General features: G+C 53.5%; 12 protein-coding genes, 1 pseudogene and 1 riboswitch. Of the genes and pseudogenes, 4 read left to right on the top strand and 9 right to left on the bottom strand.

The features are described from left to right. Window positions 1-14 precede the first annotated feature (14 nt). Entirely contained in the window at window positions 15-824 is an 810-nt protein-coding gene (locus tag NSQ46_RS04760; protein ID WP_340899181.1) for a histidinol-phosphatase, read from the top strand. A 314-nt stretch (window positions 825-1,138) separates the two neighbouring features. Here NSQ46_RS04760 and NSQ46_RS04755 read toward each other — a convergent pair whose 3' ends face one another. Next, window positions 1,139-2,047 carry a metallophosphoesterase gene (locus NSQ46_RS04755; RefSeq protein ID WP_342576376.1) on the bottom strand — a complete coding sequence of 303 codons (909 nt, stop codon included), beginning with the start codon at window positions 2,045-2,047 and terminating at the stop codon, window positions 1,139-1,141. Between the two features lie 156 nt (window positions 2,048-2,203). On the opposite strand from NSQ46_RS04755, the pseudogene NSQ46_RS04750 reads away from it, so the two are divergent. Next, a pseudogene (locus tag NSQ46_RS04750) lies at window positions 2,204-3,585 on the top strand (aldehyde dehydrogenase). Between the two features lie 196 nt (window positions 3,586-3,781). Here the strand turns inward: NSQ46_RS04750 and NSQ46_RS04745 are convergent. The 5 genes from NSQ46_RS04745 to NSQ46_RS04725 all read right to left on the bottom strand — a co-directional run bounded on the left by NSQ46_RS04745 (window position 3,782) and on the right by NSQ46_RS04725 (window position 8,985). Beyond that, the gene (locus tag NSQ46_RS04745) at window positions 3,782-4,474 is read right to left on the bottom strand and encodes a potassium channel family protein (protein ID WP_007132012.1); all 693 of its coding nucleotides are present in this window, start codon (window positions 4,472-4,474) and stop codon (window positions 3,782-3,784) included. A 121-nt stretch (window positions 4,475-4,595) separates the two neighbouring features. Next, the gene (locus tag NSQ46_RS04740; protein ID WP_340899177.1) at window positions 4,596-5,396 is read right to left on the bottom strand and encodes an AAC(3) family N-acetyltransferase; all 801 of its coding nucleotides are present in this window, start codon (window positions 5,394-5,396) and stop codon (window positions 4,596-4,598) included. A gap of 118 nt (window positions 5,397-5,514) precedes the next feature. Then, the gene (sdhB, locus tag NSQ46_RS04735; RefSeq protein WP_007132010.1) at window positions 5,515-6,279 is read right to left on the bottom strand and encodes a succinate dehydrogenase iron-sulfur subunit; all 765 of its coding nucleotides are present in this window, start codon (window positions 6,277-6,279) and stop codon (window positions 5,515-5,517) included. Between the two features lie 15 nt (window positions 6,280-6,294). Further along, on the bottom strand, window positions 6,295-8,040 hold the full coding sequence (sdhA, locus tag NSQ46_RS04730) for a succinate dehydrogenase flavoprotein subunit (protein ID WP_028404808.1): 1,746 nt from the start codon (window positions 8,038-8,040) through the stop codon (window positions 6,295-6,297). Window positions 8,041-8,316: 276 nt separating this feature from the next. After that, complete coding sequence (locus tag NSQ46_RS04725; protein ID WP_342576375.1) at window positions 8,317-8,985, bottom strand: succinate dehydrogenase cytochrome b558 subunit; 669 nt, start codon at window positions 8,983-8,985, stop codon at window positions 8,317-8,319. 261 nt (window positions 8,986-9,246) lie between these two features. Here NSQ46_RS04725 and NSQ46_RS04720 point away from each other — a divergent pair, with 261 nt between their 5' ends. Further along, window positions 9,247-10,173 carry a LysR family transcriptional regulator gene (locus NSQ46_RS04720; protein ID WP_007132007.1) on the top strand — a complete coding sequence of 309 codons (927 nt, stop codon included), beginning with the start codon at window positions 9,247-9,249 and terminating at the stop codon, window positions 10,171-10,173. A gap of 21 nt (window positions 10,174-10,194) precedes the next feature. Here the strand turns inward: NSQ46_RS04720 and NSQ46_RS04715 are convergent, their stop codons facing one another. Beyond that, the gene (locus tag NSQ46_RS04715) at window positions 10,195-10,869 is read right to left on the bottom strand and encodes a TrkA family potassium uptake protein (protein WP_007132006.1); all 675 of its coding nucleotides are present in this window, start codon (window positions 10,867-10,869) and stop codon (window positions 10,195-10,197) included. 16 nt (window positions 10,870-10,885) lie between these two features. Next, window positions 10,886-12,226: a TrkH family potassium uptake protein gene (locus NSQ46_RS04710; RefSeq protein WP_342576374.1), complete on the bottom strand. Its 1,341-nt coding sequence runs from the start codon at window positions 12,224-12,226 to the stop codon at window positions 10,886-10,888. A gap of 63 nt (window positions 12,227-12,289) precedes the next feature. Further along, window positions 12,290-12,436: riboswitch (cyclic di-AMP (ydaO/yuaA leader) on the bottom strand. 291 nt (window positions 12,437-12,727) lie between these two features. Here NSQ46_RS04710 and NSQ46_RS04705 point away from each other — a divergent pair. Then, the gene (locus NSQ46_RS04705; RefSeq protein ID WP_342576373.1) at window positions 12,728-14,416 is read left to right on the top strand and encodes a type II CAAX endopeptidase family protein; all 1,689 of its coding nucleotides are present in this window, start codon (window positions 12,728-12,730) and stop codon (window positions 14,414-14,416) included. On the opposite strand, the gene uvrC is transcribed toward NSQ46_RS04705, so the two are convergent. Next, window positions 14,388-16,502: an excinuclease ABC subunit UvrC gene (gene uvrC, locus NSQ46_RS04700; RefSeq protein ID WP_210094559.1), complete on the bottom strand. Its 2,115-nt coding sequence runs from the start codon at window positions 16,500-16,502 to the stop codon at window positions 14,388-14,390. The genes NSQ46_RS04705 and uvrC overlap by 29 nt on opposite strands. Between the last annotated feature and the right edge of the window lie 211 nt (window positions 16,503-16,713).

Here is a 16,713-nt window from a genome sequence, read left to right as displayed (position 1 = left end):
AAGGAGGGCTTATCATGAAATTTGATCTGCACACCCACCATTTCCGCTGCGGCCATGCGGACGGCAATATCCGGGATTATATCGAAGCGGCCATTGCCGCGGATTTACAAGTCATCGGGATTTCGGACCATACCCCATATTTCGGAAGCGAGGAGGAGCATCCTTTTCCTTCCATCTCCATGGCTAAAGCCGACTTTGACGGGTACGTCCAGGAAGTGCTGCAATTGAAACGGGAGTACGAGGGCAAGATCAAGGTACTGCTGGGAATCGAATCGGACTTCTTTCCTGAGCATGCCAATGTATATCAACAGGCGATGTCTGCCTACCCTTTCGATTACATTATCGGATCCATCCACCACGTGAGAGGCGTCAGCATATTTAATAAAAACCGGTGGAAGAAGCTGACTCCGTCCGAGCAAGTGGCCGATAAGGAGGAGTATTTCAATCTGATCCGGCAGTCCGCGCGAAGCGGGATGTTTCAAATTATCGCGCACATGGATGCCATGAAGGGCAACTATCCGTTATTCTCCGAAATCAAGGCAGACGAAGCGATAGAGGAAACGCTGAAGGTCATCGCGGAATCCGGGCTGGCGATCGAAATCAACACCTCGGGCAAAACGAAGCTGTGCGGCGGATGGTATCCGTCCAACGAAATTCTGGAGGTTGCGCATCATTACGGCGTCGATGTGACCTTCGGCTCCGACGCGCATAAACCGTCCCGGGTCGGCGACGAGTTCGAGGAAGTGGCCAAGGTTCTGAAAGAGATCGGGTTTAAGGAATGGGTCTATTACGAGCAAAAACAGAAGGTTGCCGTACCTCTTTAACAGGGGTACCCCTTCTGTTTTTTTATTGCAGATCCATAAATAATACACAGGAACAAAAAAAGTGGACCCGCACAGCGGATCCAAAAGCATCATATATATTCTCAAAAGGGGGTCATGTGATAAGTTTAACCTCTCGCTGTTAGAGTTTCATAACAGGTATATTTCAATTGTGTAACAAAAATTCAAATTGTACGTTTCATATTGATCCATTCGCCAGGACATGCACGGCCATTTGAATGGTATCGCATCTTGTTATTATTTCAACTTGTTATTATCAATACTATGATGGCGATTTGGCACCAAGACTTTCACGATCACACGTCTGCCCCCCGGAGCGTCAATACCGTCAGCTCCGGTTGACATAGCAGCCGGATCGGCAGCTGCGTCATCCCGATCCCACGATTGACATACAGCGGCATTCCACGGCTGCCGACATGATACAAGCCTTGTACATAACGTTTTGCCCCAGGTGGCGTCACAACCTCCCCAAGCCAAGGCAGCCGTACCTGCCCGCCATGGCTGTGGCCGGACAGCTGCAGATGAACCGGGTACTCCGCAGTTGTATCACCATAGTCCGGCTCATGCATCAGCACTATCTTGATCATCCCCTCCGGGAGTCCTTCAAGCGCCGATGCCGGATCAGGATGCCCCCATATTCCGTCATCCAAGCCCACAACCGCGATCTGTTCGCCGCCTCGTCTGAGCTTGGCATGGCTGTTACGAAGCACGGTGAATCCCGCCTTCTCCTCCATCCGGATCAGCTTCTCTACATCGTAGAAATCATGGTTGCCGAGGATCGAGTATTTTCCGAACGCGGCTTCCAGGCCGGACAACGGCAGAATCGCTTCCTCCAAAGCATCAACCTCCCCGTCCACCATATCCCCTGTAAAGCATATGAGATCCGGCTTCTCCCGGTTAATGGCTTCAACCACCCGCACGGCGGCCTTGGCACCTGCATAAAAGCCCAGATGCATATCGCTGAACTGAACAACCTTCAGGCCGTTGAAAGCGGCAGGCAGACCATTCAGCGCCAGTGTGAGCCGCCTGACCTCCAGCCGGTTAGGCTCCCACAAGGAGGCGTAGGCACCCACCGCAAGGCCTGCTCCCAGGACGGCAGCCGCCCAATGCTTCAGAAACCTGCGCCGCGTCATGGTCGTGCCCGCTGCCGGCTTGGCATCCGCTTGGCTGGATGACCGCTGCGGCCCTGTGGATGAATTTTTCATAAACGGACATCCTCCTATATAATATGGAAAAGAACACCCTGAGTGTATTGGCATGAACTTATCTGAGGACATGCTCGATAGCACGGTTAGATTTATTACTTTTATACGATAAATCGTTACAAGTCTATACCCATGGAAAGGAGCCTGCAGCTGCTTATGATTGTTAACGAATCCATCCCGTCATTAGTTTCATCGCAGAAGCAGTTTTTCCTGAAAGGATTCACGAAGGAGCCGGAATTCCGGATCCGGCAGCTCACCAGACTCCGCGAGGTCATCGTCGCCAGAGAGAGCGAGAGGTAATCCAGGCGCTGCGCCAGGACCTGAACAAGAGCGAGCAGGAAGCCTATACGACAGAAATCGGCATCGTTTACAAAGAGCTCTCACATATCTTGAAAAATATAAAGCGCTGGAGCAAACCCGAGCGCGTGAAAACGGCGCTGACGCATGTCGGCAGCAAGGGGAAGATCTATCCCGAGCCGTACGGCAGCGTGCTGATTATTGCTCCTTGGAATTACCCTTGGCAGCTTGCCATCTCTCCCCTGATCGGCGCGATGGCTGCGGGTAATACCGCTGTTGTAAAGCCGTCCGAGCTGACGCCGGCCGTCTCCGCGCTTATTACGTCCATCCTGGAAGAAACGTTCCCGCCGGAGTACGTGGCTTCTATTGAGGGCGGACCCGAGGTCAGCACCGTGCTGCTGGAGCAGCCGCTGGACTATATCTTTTTTACCGGCAGCGTGAATGTGGGGAAAATCGTGATGGAAGCAGCAGCCAAGCGCCTGACTCCCCTCACGCTCGAGCTCGGGGGCAAAAGCCCCTGCATCGTCCATGAGGACGCTCCACTGAAGCTGACGGCATCGCGCATTGCCTTCGGAAAGTTCACGAATGCCGGGCAGACATGCGTAGCACCCGATTATGTATTGGTTCACAGCCGCGTAAAAGAGCCGTTCATCGCCTATTTAAAGGAAGCGATCATTGAATTCTATGGCCCTGAGCCGCTGAACAACCCCGATTACGGCCGAATCGTGTCGCAGAAGCACTTCAATCGGCTGGCAGGCTTTCTGGATAACGGCCACCTTCGGCACGGCGGCAAGGCCGATAAGGACAAACTATGCATTGAACCGACGGTTCTTGATCAAGTGACATGGGATATGCCGGTGATGGAAGAGGAGATTTTCGGACCCATATGCCCGATCCTGACTTATGATGACATGAACGAAGCGATCCGGGCCGTTCAGTCACGCCCCAAGCCGCTTGCATTCTATTTGTTCACCGAGAATGAGGACCTACAGGAGCATGTGCTGTCCTCCGTATCCTTCGGCGGAGGCTGCGTCAACGATACGCTCATGCATCTGGCTACGCCGTATTTGCCGTTCGGCGGTGTCGGCGAGAGCGGGATGGGCTCGTATCACGGGCAGTACAGCTTCTACACCTTCTCGCATATGAAGAGCGTGCTGAAGCAGACGAACCGGTTCGACTTTAAATTCCGGTATCCGTCAAACAACGGACTCGGCATTCTCAAAAAGCTGCTGAAGCCGTGAACCGGGGATAGCCATCCACGAGAGCGGACCCGGGAACTTGATGGCGTCGATTGAGCCCCACTCCCTTGCAGGCTGTACGCCTATCAACGTGTGATGTCAATTATTGATGACTGCTGGTGTTACCGCTGCCCGTCAGCGTCAGCTGACAAAGCACCTTGAGCCGAAATCAATTCCTGCGCTCATCAAATTTGGCTGACTATCGGGTAAAATGCTTGCGCTCATGCGGCGGGGCGGCCGTTCCCGGTTCGCCCTCTTCAGTGCTGTAGGTTTCAGGCCGATCACTACCCGGCTTGAATATTTGCCGCAGGGTTCCAAGCATGGACAGCGCATAAGCAACGGTGATAAAGCTAAAGGCGATCTCCAAGATGACGACCAGTCTTGAAGTGTTGTCAACCGGACTTACATCCCCATACCCGACCGTCACAAACGTGGCCATGCTGAAATATAGAAACGTAATGAACTGCGACAGCGGGTCCTGCCCTAGATTATCCCCTTCAAAGGATACACCGCCAAACAGCTTGTAGATTGACATATAGACCAGCGTGAAAAATAAAATACACATGGCAGCGGCCATGCTGATTCGGATGAGGGTTGTCTTCATATCGACATGCCGGTTCACGGAATCCGCGATTTTATCGAAGATGTACAGCACATAGAAGACAACCGAGCACAAGGAGAAGATCACAATGAGAGCACGCATCCCTCCCTTGCCTGGTACAATTTCCATCAGATCGATCCAACCAAGCAAATCCTCCACCGACACCAGCACATAAATCAGCAAAGGCGCGAGCAGCAGCGGCCGGCTTGACCATTTCTTGTCCATCATGTAGAACGCATAAATCAAGGCTATCAACCCCGCCAAATTGAGCAGCCACATCCACCAGCTCATGAGCGTCCCCTCCTTCCTACGGCCCCATATCGATCGTTCGTACTCCGGCCGCATTACACCTAATCATTTATTACCCTTGGAGAGGAGCTCATGCAACTGGCGTTCCTTGGCAATCCGACTTTTACCGGTTACGGGCAAGCCACTCTACGGCAAAATCCACCATTCTACGCTGTTTGACCAGGACGCAAGAGGCTGCGCCTACGTTACCGTAACTGCAGGCTTCCTTGCACTCCTGCTCGAATGCAGCCCCCAACGCTTCAAAATCGTCGGCATGATAATTGATATCCGAAAAGGACACCCATTCCGTCTTGCCTCCAGCTCTCGATACCGGCGCTTGGGACGTAATATGCTCTTTGCCCCTCCACGCCGCGCGATACTCGGCCAGATGGAAGGAGGTATTGCTGCCATAGCCGGTCCCGAGCATCAGCACGAAGGCGTCTGCATCGTACAGCCGGGCCAGAGGCGAGGATTCCCCGAGGCCGTCTGTCAGCGGATGCGGGTCCATCAGCCCCTTCGCTGCACGGCCTCGAGCCGCGAAGGAGACATGCGGATGAAGGCTCCGGATGACCCCCTTCTGCTTACGGAACGTTTCCGGAATAACCCCCATTCCCGAGGTTACCGTAGCATCGGGATCAAAGGGAGGCATACTGTCCCGGATCAGCTGCCACCATTTCGGATCGGCGGGCGGATTTCCCCAGGTCTCCGGGTTCGTCAAGTTCGGGGACTGTGTGGGCATCACCAGCGTTCCTTTCTTACCCAGCACCTCCGTTAGCGCGAGAATGACGGCTTCAGCCCCGCCGACGATCCATCCGCCGATGCTCTTAAGCGAAGAATGGAGAAGCACCGTCATCCCTTCCTTAACGCCTAAAGCGGCGAGGTCCCGGCTCAAATCCTGAATCGTAATCGGTCTTTCTGTAATCATGAGTGCGTACCACCTTTAGATAAAAAGTTCTGCTATTATCGTACAACAAAACAGCGCCCGACCGCGAATGATACAAGCGGTCAGGCGCTGTTGTTGCCATTTCGTAAGCTTTTCGGTTCTAGACGCTGAGCCAGCGCTTGAACAGATGCTTCGTTGTTTCTTTATTCATCTCCGCGATCGATGTCGTTAGCGGAATGCCTTTCGGGCAGGAGCGTACGCAGTTCTGCGAGTTGCCGCAGCCTTCAATGCCGCCGTCCTGCATCAGCGCCTCCAGGCGTTCCTCCTTGTTCAGCTCGCCCGTTGGATGGGCGTTGAACAAGCGGACCTGAGAAATGGCCGCTGGACCGATAAAGTCGGTCTTCTCGTTGACATTCGGGCAAGCCTCGAGACATACGCCGCACGTCATGCATTTGGACAGCTCGTAAGCCCATTGGCGCTTCTTCTCCGCCATGCGGGGTCCGGGACCGAGATCATACGTGCCGTCGATCGGAATCCAGGCTTTAACTCGCTTCAGGGCGGAGAACATCCGGCTCCGGTCGATGACCAAGTCGCGCACGACCGGGAAAGTCTTCATCGGCTGGATGCGGATCGGCTGCTCCAGCTTGTCGATCAGCGCCGCACAGGCTTGGCGCGGCTTGCCGTTGATGACCATTGAACAGGCACCGCATACTTCCTCCAGGCAGTTGGAATCCCAGCATACCGGGGAAGTCGTTTGGCCTTGCGCATTCTTCGGATTGCGCTGAATTTCCATCAGCGCACTGATTACGTTCATGCCGGGACGGTACGGAACCTCAAATTCCTCTGTATACGCTTTGGATTCCGGGTTGTCCTGACGAGTGATGATAAATTTTACTGTCTTTGAGGCGGCTGCCGTTTGAGCCATGGTAAATCCCCCTTCTTACTTTTCTTTCGAATAGTCGCGAATACGCGGCGGGATTAAGGAAACATCCACTTCTTCGTACGAGATTTGCGGTCCTTCTGGCGTCCATTTCGCTTTCGTTGTTTTCAGGAAATTCTCGTCATCGCGATCAGGGAATTCCGGCTTATAGTGAGCTCCGCGGCTTTCATTCCGGAGCAGGGCTCCAAGCGTCATTGCTTCCGCAAGCTCCAGCATGTTCCACAGCTGACGCGTGAATGCCACGCCTTGGTTGTTCCAGCGGGACGTATCGGTCATGTTGATGTTGCGGTAGCGCTGCTTCAATTCCTTGATCTTGTTGATCGTCTCCTGGAGCTTGTCGTTGTAGCGGACAACGGTCATGTTGTTGGTCATCCATTCGCCAAGCTCTTTATGAATCACGTAAGCATTTTCCGTGCCTTCCATCTTCAGAAGCCCTTCGTACTTCGTGGTCTGCTCTTTCGTGTACCGGTCGAAGACGCTGGAGGAGATATCCTCGGACGATTTCTTCAAGCCTTTAACATACTCGATCGCCTTCGGACCTGCGACCATGCCGCCGTAAATGGCCGATACGAGCGAGTTCGCGCCCAAGCGGTTGGCTCCGTGATATTGATATTCGCATTCCCCGGCTGCGAACAGGCCAGGAATATTCGTCATCTGGTTGTAATCGACCCACATGCCGCCCATGGAATAATGGACTGCAGGGAAGATTTTCATTGGAATTTTGCGAGGGTCGTCACCCATAAACTTCTCATAGATCTCGATGATGCCCCCGAGCTTCACGTCCAGCTCCTTCGGATCCTTATGGGAGAGATCCAGGTATACCATGTTCTCGCCGTTAATGCCAAGGCCCATGTCCACGCATACGGAGAAAATTTCGCGAGTCGCGATATCCCGCGGAACGAGGTTGCCGTATGCAGGATATTTCTCTTCGAGGAAGTACCAAGGCTTTCCGTCTTTATAAGTCCAGATCCGGCCGCCTTCACCGCGGGCCGATTCCGACATCAGGCGCAGCTTGTCGTCGCCTGGAATGGCGGTCGGGTGAATCTGGATGAATTCGCCGTTAGCGTAGTATACGCCCTGCTGGTATACCGCGCTTGCTGCCGTACCGGTGTTGATAACCGAGTTCGTCGTTTTACCGAAAATGATGCCGGGGCCACCGCTGGCCAGAATGACGGCATCTGCCTTGAACGCCCGGATCTCCATGGAGCGAAGGTCCTGGGCGGCAATGCCGCGGCATACGCCCTCGTCATCAATAACCGCGTTCAGGAACTCCCAGTTCTCGTATTTGGTCACGAGACCTGCAGTTTCCCAGCGGCGCACCTGCTCGTCAAGCGCGTACAGCAGCTGCTGGCCGGTGGTCGCTCCGGCAAACGCCGTGCGGTGATGCTTCGTTCCGCCGAAGCGGCGGAAATCCAGAAGGCCTTCAGGCGTACGGTTGAACATAACGCCCATGCGGTCCATGAGGTGAATAATGCCCGGAGCGGCTTCGCACATCGCTTTAACCGGCGGCTGGTTCGCCAGGAAGTCCCCGCCGTAAACCGTATCGTCAAAGTGCTCCCACGGGGAGTCGCCTTCACCTTTCGTATTAACCGCTCCGTTAATGCCGCCTTGCGCGCACACGGAGTGAGAACGTTTCACAGGTACCAGTGAGAACAAATGAACATGGGCTCCTGCTTCGGCCGCTTTGATGGTTGCCATCAGTCCGGCAAGGCCGCCGCCCACTACGATAATATTAGATGCTGCCATTTATACGTTCACTCCTTTAAGAGGTTGTTCAAAAAGTCGTCTTTTGATCACGTAGTGTATCAAGATGTAACTCGGCATCGAATCTTGAACTCAGCCGGGCCTAAGTAGAAGCTTCCGAAGCATGTTTCCTGCGGAAACATTTCAAGTGCTCACGTACCCAAAACGTACGCTCCGCTCCTGACGTCCCTAGCTTCATCTAACCTAAAGCGTTTTGAAAAAACGCACTTCGGAAGCATATGCTCCGGTGCTGAAAAACCGGCTTTTTGAACTTGCACTTTAAGCCAAGACTGTCTTAACTACATCGATCGCTGCTTCTGCAGCCTGGAACTCGGAATTTCTGAATCCGGTCATCGCAAGGATAAACAGGACGCTCATAAATACGAACAAGCCCATGCAAATGTATGTGGATACTCGCTGCGCGCGCGGGCCGACGGTAATGCCCCAGCTGACGAGGAATGCCCACAGGCCGTTCGCGAAGTGGAACGTAGCCGATACAACGCCGATAATATACAGAACAAATAATACAGGATTGCTCACGATATCGTGCATGACGGCACCCAGATCATCATGGGTGATCTTGCCGATCATGATCTGAAAACGGGTGTCGTACATATGCCAGATCACAAATACGAACGTAATAACCCCGGTAATCCGCTGAACGGTAAAACGGATGTTCCGCTCATAATTGTAATTGCCGATGTTGTTTTTGGCCTGATACGCAATGTACAGACCGTAAATGCCGTGGTACATCAGCGGCAGCCAGATCAAGAACAGCTCAAGGAAGAAGATAAGAGGCAAGCTGTTCAGTAAATTCACGGCTCCCTTGAAGCCTTCCTTTCCCCCCTCGAAAGCCTGAAAGTTGGATATCATGTGGCTGAGCAGAAATGCTCCAAGCGGTATGACACCGAGTAAGGAATGCAGCTTTCTGGAATAATACCCTTTCATCAGTTGACGTTCCCCTTTCCAATGTGCAGCGTTTTCAATTTCACTCACCTATTTACGGAACAATTACACTTACTTACACTGTGCTTTTCGCGTGCAACGACAAAATGTTCCCTTTTTCCACAAACGTGTGAACATCCTGTGTCATGTTTCATGTTACTCCTTTTTTTCTTATAAGGGAATTGCAATATAATTATTAATCGTTATAATCTATACGCATAAGTAGATATTGGAACACCATCCTATATATAATGGAGGAATATCATGTTCGAAGATCTGGACATGTTTGCCGTTGTGGTGGAGCAATCCAGCATCAATAAAGCATCCAAGCTGCTGAACCTGTCCCAGCCGGCGCTCTCGCGGAAGATCGCCAAGCTCGAAGACGAGCTCGGCCTGCCCCTGTTCAACCGGCGCGGCAAGCGCCTTGAGCTGACGTCGATCGGGCAGATCGTATATACCTTTGCGCTGGAGCAGCGCCAGCAGCAGCTGAAGCTCATGCAGACGCTCGCCCACTATCGGGAAGGGGAGCAGATCTCGATTAATCTGGGCGCGAGCCTGACGACGCTGCAGACGACGCTGCCCCCGCTCGTCAACGCGTTCATGGAGCGGCATCCCGCCGCGGAAATCAAGCTGATTACCGGCAAAACCCATGAGATCGTTTCTTATGTAAGGGATAAACGGGTGGATGTCGGCATCGTCGCCTCTTCCATCAACCAACCGGGACTAAACTGCATTCCCCTGTTTGACGATCATCTGGAGCTCGTCATTCCCGCCGTCCATCCGCTGGCGGAGCTGGAGGATGTCGAGGTCGAGCACCTCCAGGGGCTTCCGATGATTATTTTCTCGACCGGCACCTGGTACCGTAAGCTGACGGACGACCTGTTTCACCGGTGGGGCATCATGCCCGATATTCGGATGGAGATCGATTCCTTCGAAGCGATCGTCCGCTTGATCCCGACCTGCAAAGCAGCGGCCCTGCTTCCGAAATCATACCTCCGTCCGCAGCTGCTCTCCGACAACGGGCTTGTGGACATTCACATCCCCGCGCTCATGGAGACGCGGCGGACGACCTCCCTGATTTACGGGGATGCTTCAGAGCTTAGCAGCGCCGCCCGCCGCTGGATTAACGAAACCGAGGTGCTCTTCCGAAGCCTTGCGGAAGAGAAGCAGCGAAAAAACCTGACGACCTAGAGATCGTCAGGTTTTTTTGTATTATTTCTGCTGCAGATTCACGACTTCCGTCTCAAACCGCTCCACATTGTCGTTGGAGCCGATGACGACCATAACATCGCCGGCGTTGACCACGTCCATCGCCGTCGGCGCGACGATAATGCCGGATCGCTTGTTGAGGGCGACCACCGTGACACCGTAACGGACGCGCGTGTTCAGTTCGCTTAACGTCTTGCCGTCCATACAATCGGTTACCGTCATTTCCACGATCAAATAATCCTTAGATAATTCGATATAGTCGAGCAGATTCGGCGTAACCAGCTGGTGAGCCACACGGATTCCCATATCCCGTTCGGGGAAGATGACCCGGTCCACACCCAGCTTCTGCAGCGCCCGGCCGTGCAGCACGGAAATCGCTTTGGCCACGACGGTCGATACGCCAAGCTCCTTGAGCAGGATGGCGGACAGAATGCTCATCTGGATATCGTCTCCGATCGCGACGATCCCGCAGTCGAAGTTGCGGATGCCGAGCGATTTCAGCATCTCCTCATCCGTAGCATCGGCGACCACCGTATGGGTCAGATACTCGCTCATATCCTCGACGACCTCTTCGTTCCGGTCAATGCCGAGAACCTCATAGCCTAGTTCCATTAGTTCCAGTGCCAGACTCGAGCCGAACCGCCCCAAACCGATCACTGCAAATTGCTTTGGTTTCATGTCTCTCCTATACTCCTTATCCAATAATCATTTTGCCTTCCGGATGACGATACAATTCTTTACCCTTTTTCGGACCGAGTGCATAAGCCAGCGTCAGCGGACCTAGACGTCCGGCAAACATCGTTAAGCTGATCAATATTTTGCCGAACACCGTCAAATCCGGCGTTAATCCCATCGACAAGCCGACGGTACCGAAGGCCGAGGTCGTTTCGAATAGAATCTCCAGGAAATCCGCATCCTCTGTCGTGGACAGGATCATGGATACCGTCAATACGAGCAGCAGCGCAAGAAGCGCAATCGTTAACGCCTTTAAGACCCGCTCCTGAGCGAGGCGAAACCGGAATAAGACGATGTCCTCACGCCCTCTCATCATTGCGAATACGGCCCCTACCATCACCATAAAGGTTGTCGTCTTGATTCCGCCCCCGGTCGATCCCGGCGACGCTCCGATAAACATAAGTATAATAATGAAAAATTGCGTAGCTTGCCTTAGGCCGCCGATATCAATCGAATTCGCGCCCGCTGTTCGCGGACTGACCGATTGGAAGAACGAGGCGAGCACTTTACCTCCCCCGTCCAAGGAGCCCAGCGTTAACGGATTGGTGAACTCAAAAATAAATATGATGATCGCCCCGATGAAGATCAACGCCCCCGACATCGAGAGAACGACCTTGGAGTGAAGCGACAGCTTCCTTTTTTGACGGAAATCGATCAAATCGGATAATACAACGAACCCGATGCCGCCGGATATGATCAACAGCATGGATACGATGTTTACCAACGGATCATCGACATAATCCGTGAGACTATGAAAATCACCGAACAGATCGAAGCCTGCATTGTTAAACAGCGAAACGGAATGGAACACCCCAAAATAGAGGGCTTTTCCAATAGGCATATCCCATGCCCAGCGCAGTGTAAACAGTACGGCAGCGCACGCCTCGAAGGTCAAGGAATAGATAAACACCCGCCGGATCAAACGAACGATCCCTTCGATGGAGGACTGATTCATCGCTTCCTGCAGAACAAGCCGGTCCTTGAGCGATATCCTCCGCTTGAATACCAGGGCGAACAGGGTTGCCATCGTCATAAACCCGAGCCCGCTGAGTTGAATGAGCAGAAGGATCACCGTATGTCCGAAAGCACTGAAGCTTGTGCCTGTATCCACGACAACAAGCCCGGTCAGACAGACGGCGGAAGCCGCCGTAAACATGACGTCAATCCCGCTGATCGGTTCGCCGGTCCTGCTGGATACGGGCAGCATGAGCAGAATGGTACCGACCAGGATCGCCGCCGCAAAACCGAGCGCAAGGATCTGCGGAGGTGACAGCTTAAGCCACTTCATTTTTGAGTTCAAAGTTTCACCTTCTCCAAAAAAATCAAAGAAAAAAGACACTGGAAAACAGTGCCCTTCACGGTCTGGTTCCTGTGCAACAGCCTACGAGGTTAGCTGACGGATTCGGGCATTATCACAGGCCGCCCTATCCATGATCCGAAAGAGATCATGAAATTCACCCCAATTACATGGTTCCCCCGTTCTCATTACGAAATTCGGCTGGTTTATTCGGTTCCTTGAAGCATGATGTGATTATAACGCAATCCGGAAGCGAACCCAACGTCGTTTTTTTACCAAAAAGTCTTTAAATGAGCGCGAATTGGGCATATTCAAGAGTACAAGGATATGGTTCTCTAACGTTTTCGAAACCTTTCATTCATTTTCAGCGTTTTATTTCATTATTGGCCCTTTGGGATAAGCAGGGCTTGTTCTTCATATGTATGTTATATTGACTCTATGATCCGCTTTTTGCGGGGCCGGTTATTCATATCGGAAAGCACTAAAATTAAGAGGAGGAATTTCATGAACCGTGCCGAAGAGCCCCTGAAGCTGACACCTAACCTAAAGAAGCTTATCGCACCGGCCATCATCGGTCTGATCCTGTTTCTTATATTCCAGGTACTCCCATCCACTTCCTTCGAGTCGACCGATACGCCCTATCCGCAAATCATTTCCAAGGATGAGGCTGCGCAAGCGGCGTCACGGTTCGCGCGCGAACGTTTAGGGTTTCCTGCTTCCGAAGGGCAACCCCCCCTTGTTACATACCAGTCCAACTCCGAGCTGTACGGATATTTGGCCAAGGAAAAGAAGCTAAAGGAGTATAACAAGAATTACGAAGCCAAATACCCATATGACGTATACCGCGTCCGCTTCACCTTGCCGGGTGGCGATGCGCTGAACGTGGATGTGCATATGCAGAATGCCGGCATCGCGGGATTCTCCTATGATTCCGCCCGCTCCAGTTACGACAGGATCGAGCTGAATCAAGGGGAGGTCCGGAAGCAAATGCTGCTTCTGGTTGAGGAAGGCATGACGCTGGCCGAGAAGCAGGCGCTCGCGGAGCCGTGGCTCAAGTGGGCCGGATACGATGCGACGCAGCTGCAGCTTTCTACCCGGGAAGGCGAACCTAAGCTGAGATATACCGTCACGGAAGCCGCCATCGGGGATTCGAGGCTGCAGCTGGAGTTTACCTTTGAACATGGGACACTGCGTTCCTTCGAGCCCGCGTTCTCGGTTCCGGCAGCGCATTCTGCCTATGTGAACAAGCAGACGCAGGATGCAACGCTGCTGACGCTGGTCGGGTACGGTTTGTTTACGCTTGTGCTCGGTATCCTGGCCATCGTCTACAGCGTCAAGACCAGAGCCTATACCTCGTTTAAGCGCGGTATCCTGCTGTCCGTCCTGTTGTTTGTCATCCAGATGCTGAATACGTACAACCTGGTTCCGGTCTTTAAGGCACAAGGAATGTCCGAGACCGGCATCATCGGGATGATGATCTTCTACGCCATCTACTCCCTCGTCTTCTCCGCCCTGCTCTATTTCTCGCTTGTCGGCGGAAGCGGTCTATGGCGAAAGGAAGACGGGCTTAATCCGTGGCCGCGTGCCAAGGAGCCCGGGTACGGCCGCTATGTCTTGGAAAGCATGAAGGTGGGCTATTTGTGGGCCCTCATTCTGCTCGGCATTCAGTCCTTGATCTTCATCGCGCTCGGCCTGACCTTGAACACCTGGTCCACGACCGATGCCTCGCAGTCGCCTTACAACATGCTCTATCCATGGCTGTTTCCGCTGATGGCTTGGCTGGCAGGCATTTCGGAGGAAGCGGTATACCGGCTGTTCGGCATTAGAATGGTGAAGAAAATCGTGCGCAGCACCTTTGTCGCGAGTTTGATCACCTCGATCATCTGGGCGCTAGGCCATACGCTGTATCCGATTTACCCAGTCGTATCCCGCCCGATTGAGCTGGTCATTATCGGCCTGCTGTTCAGCTATATTTTCCTGAAATACGGATATATTGCGGCCATGTTCTCGCATGTCGTCTTCAACAGCATTCTCATGGGAATCAGCCTGGTCATGCTTCAAGGGGCCCCTAATGTGCTAATCGGCCTGTTCTATATGGTGCTGCCGGCAATCGTGGCTTACGTGATCTATCGCTTGAATCCAACAAAAAAAGAGAAGCCGTATGTCACGACTCCTCATCACGAAGGGCATTGAGTATATCTGTAGCTAATTTTTCACCGATCGAAAGGGGCTTAAAGTCTTCGACTGAAGCCTCTTTTATTTTTTTGATCGAGCCGAAATGCTTCAGCAGCAGCTTCCGCCGCTTCTCGCCGATGCCCGGGATCGAGTCCAGCTTGGACGAAACCATCGATTTGCCGCGCTGCTCTCGATGGAAGGAGATCGCAAACCGGTGGACCTCATCCTGGATGCGCTGAAGCAGGTAGAACTCCTGGCTGTCCCGCGGCAGGGACACCGGCTGCGGCGGATCGCCGACCATCAGCTGCGCCGTTCTATGCTTGGCATCCTTCACAAGCCCGCAGACCGGAATAAACAGTCCCAGCTCATTCTCCAGCACATCGATCGCAGCCGATATCTGTCCCCTGCCGCCGTCGACCACGATCAGGTCCGGCAGCGGCAGATTCTCCTTCAGCACCCGCTCGTACCGTCTCCGGATGACCTCACGCATCGTCTCGTAATCATCCGGCCCCTGCACGGTGCGGATTTTGTACTTCCGGTATTCCTTCTTATCCGGTTTCCCGTTTGTAAACACGACCATCGCCGAAACCGGATTCGTTCCCTGTATGTTCGAGTTGTCAAACGCCTCGATCCGGTTCAGGGATTCGATGCCGATCACTTCGCCGAGATTGGCCGCGGCAATCGATGTCCGCTCCTCATCTCGTTCGATTAAGCGGAATTTCTCATCCAGCGCAACCTTTGCATTTTCAATCGCCATCCCGACCATCTGGCGCTTTAAGCCGCGCTGCGGCACATGGACCTTAACGCCGAGCCATTCCTGCAAGGCGGCTGCACCTCCGGCGGCGTCCACCAGGCCGGCAGCCTCCGCCCGCTCGTTCTCGGCTTTTGTCGCGGCGGCCAGACGTTCGGCCTCCTCCCCTTGCCCGGGGCTTTCCGGACCGCCGGCCGAACCTGAGCCGGACGGGTCCTCAGCGACTGCTAAGGCAGGCGATCCAGCGGTATCGCCCTCACCGGTGCCTTGGGCCGGGCCGCTCTCGTTGGAAGCAGCGGCTCGGCTGCCTGCTCCCTCCGATATCGAATCATCCTTGGCCGCGATGCTGTCTTGCGCATCGGAGTCGGCCTCCTCGATCAAGACCGGCCCCGGAAGCAGGATTTCCTGCGGCACGGCAGGGTTTTCGCTGTAGTACTGCGCGATGAAGGACATGAAATCGCTGTGCGCGTCGCCGTAGAACGGAAAGATGGATTTGTTGCGCTGCACCATTTTCCCCTGGCGCATGTACAGAATTTGCACGCACATCCAGCCCTTATCCACGGCATAACCGAATACGTCACGGTCCCGGGTATCGGTTGTGGTGATCTTCTGCTTCTCCATCAAGGTGTCGATATGGATGATCTGGTCCCTCAGCTCCTTGGCGCGTTCGAAATACAGGTCCTCTGCGGCTTCCTGCATTTTGCGCTGCAGCTCCTTCTTGATCTCTTCATGGCCGCCGCTTAGAAAGGAGGTGATTTCGCTGGTGATCTCCTCGTAGGCGGTCTTCGGCACCTCTTTCACGCATGGAGCCATGCATTGGCCCATATGATAATACAAGCACACCTCTTTCGGCATAACCCCGCATTTGCGCAAAGGATACATGCGGTCGAGCAGCTTTTTCGTCTGCTGAGCGGCATAAGCGTTCGGATACGGGCCGAAGTACTTGGCTTTATCTTTAAGCACCCGGCGCGTTACTTCGAGACGGGGATGCTCTTCGTTCGTAATTTTTAGATATGGATAGGTTTTGTCATCCTTCAGCAGAACATTATATCTTGGCTGGTGCGTCTTGATCAGGTTGCACTCCAGGATGAGCGCTTCCATATTGCTGCCCGTTACGATGTATTCGAAATCGCGGATTTCGGCCACCAGCATCTGGGTCTTGCCGTTGTGGCTGCCGGTAAAATAAGAGCGCACCCGGTTCTTCAGCACTTTGGCCTTGCCGACATAAATAATGGTTCCTTCCCGGTTCTTCATCAGGTAGCACCCGGGCTGATCGGGCAGCAGCGCCAGCTTGTGCCGGATATTCTCCAGCGCCTTCTCCTGCTCCTGCAGTTGTTTGCCGAAGTCGTCCATCTTCTTCCTCCTCTCCAAGAAGATTATATATGATTATGATGAGAATGCTGCAAAAAATCCAAAAAGCGACGTTCAATCTGCAATGTATAGGTCAACGGTTTTGTTCGTGGCGCCAAAGGCGCTCGCGGGCGGCTCGTTCACGAGGCGCTGATCGGGATCTATATATTGTACCCGGAAGCGGCAGTAATCGGATGCTGCAAAATCCTGATGA

It is taken from the genome of Paenibacillus sp. FSL M8-0142, assembly GCF_038597315.1.
Taxonomy (GTDB): domain Bacteria; phylum Bacillota; class Bacilli; order Paenibacillales; family Paenibacillaceae; genus Paenibacillus_AQ; species Paenibacillus_AQ lactis.
This window is presented reverse-complemented; position numbering and strand designations above follow the sequence as displayed.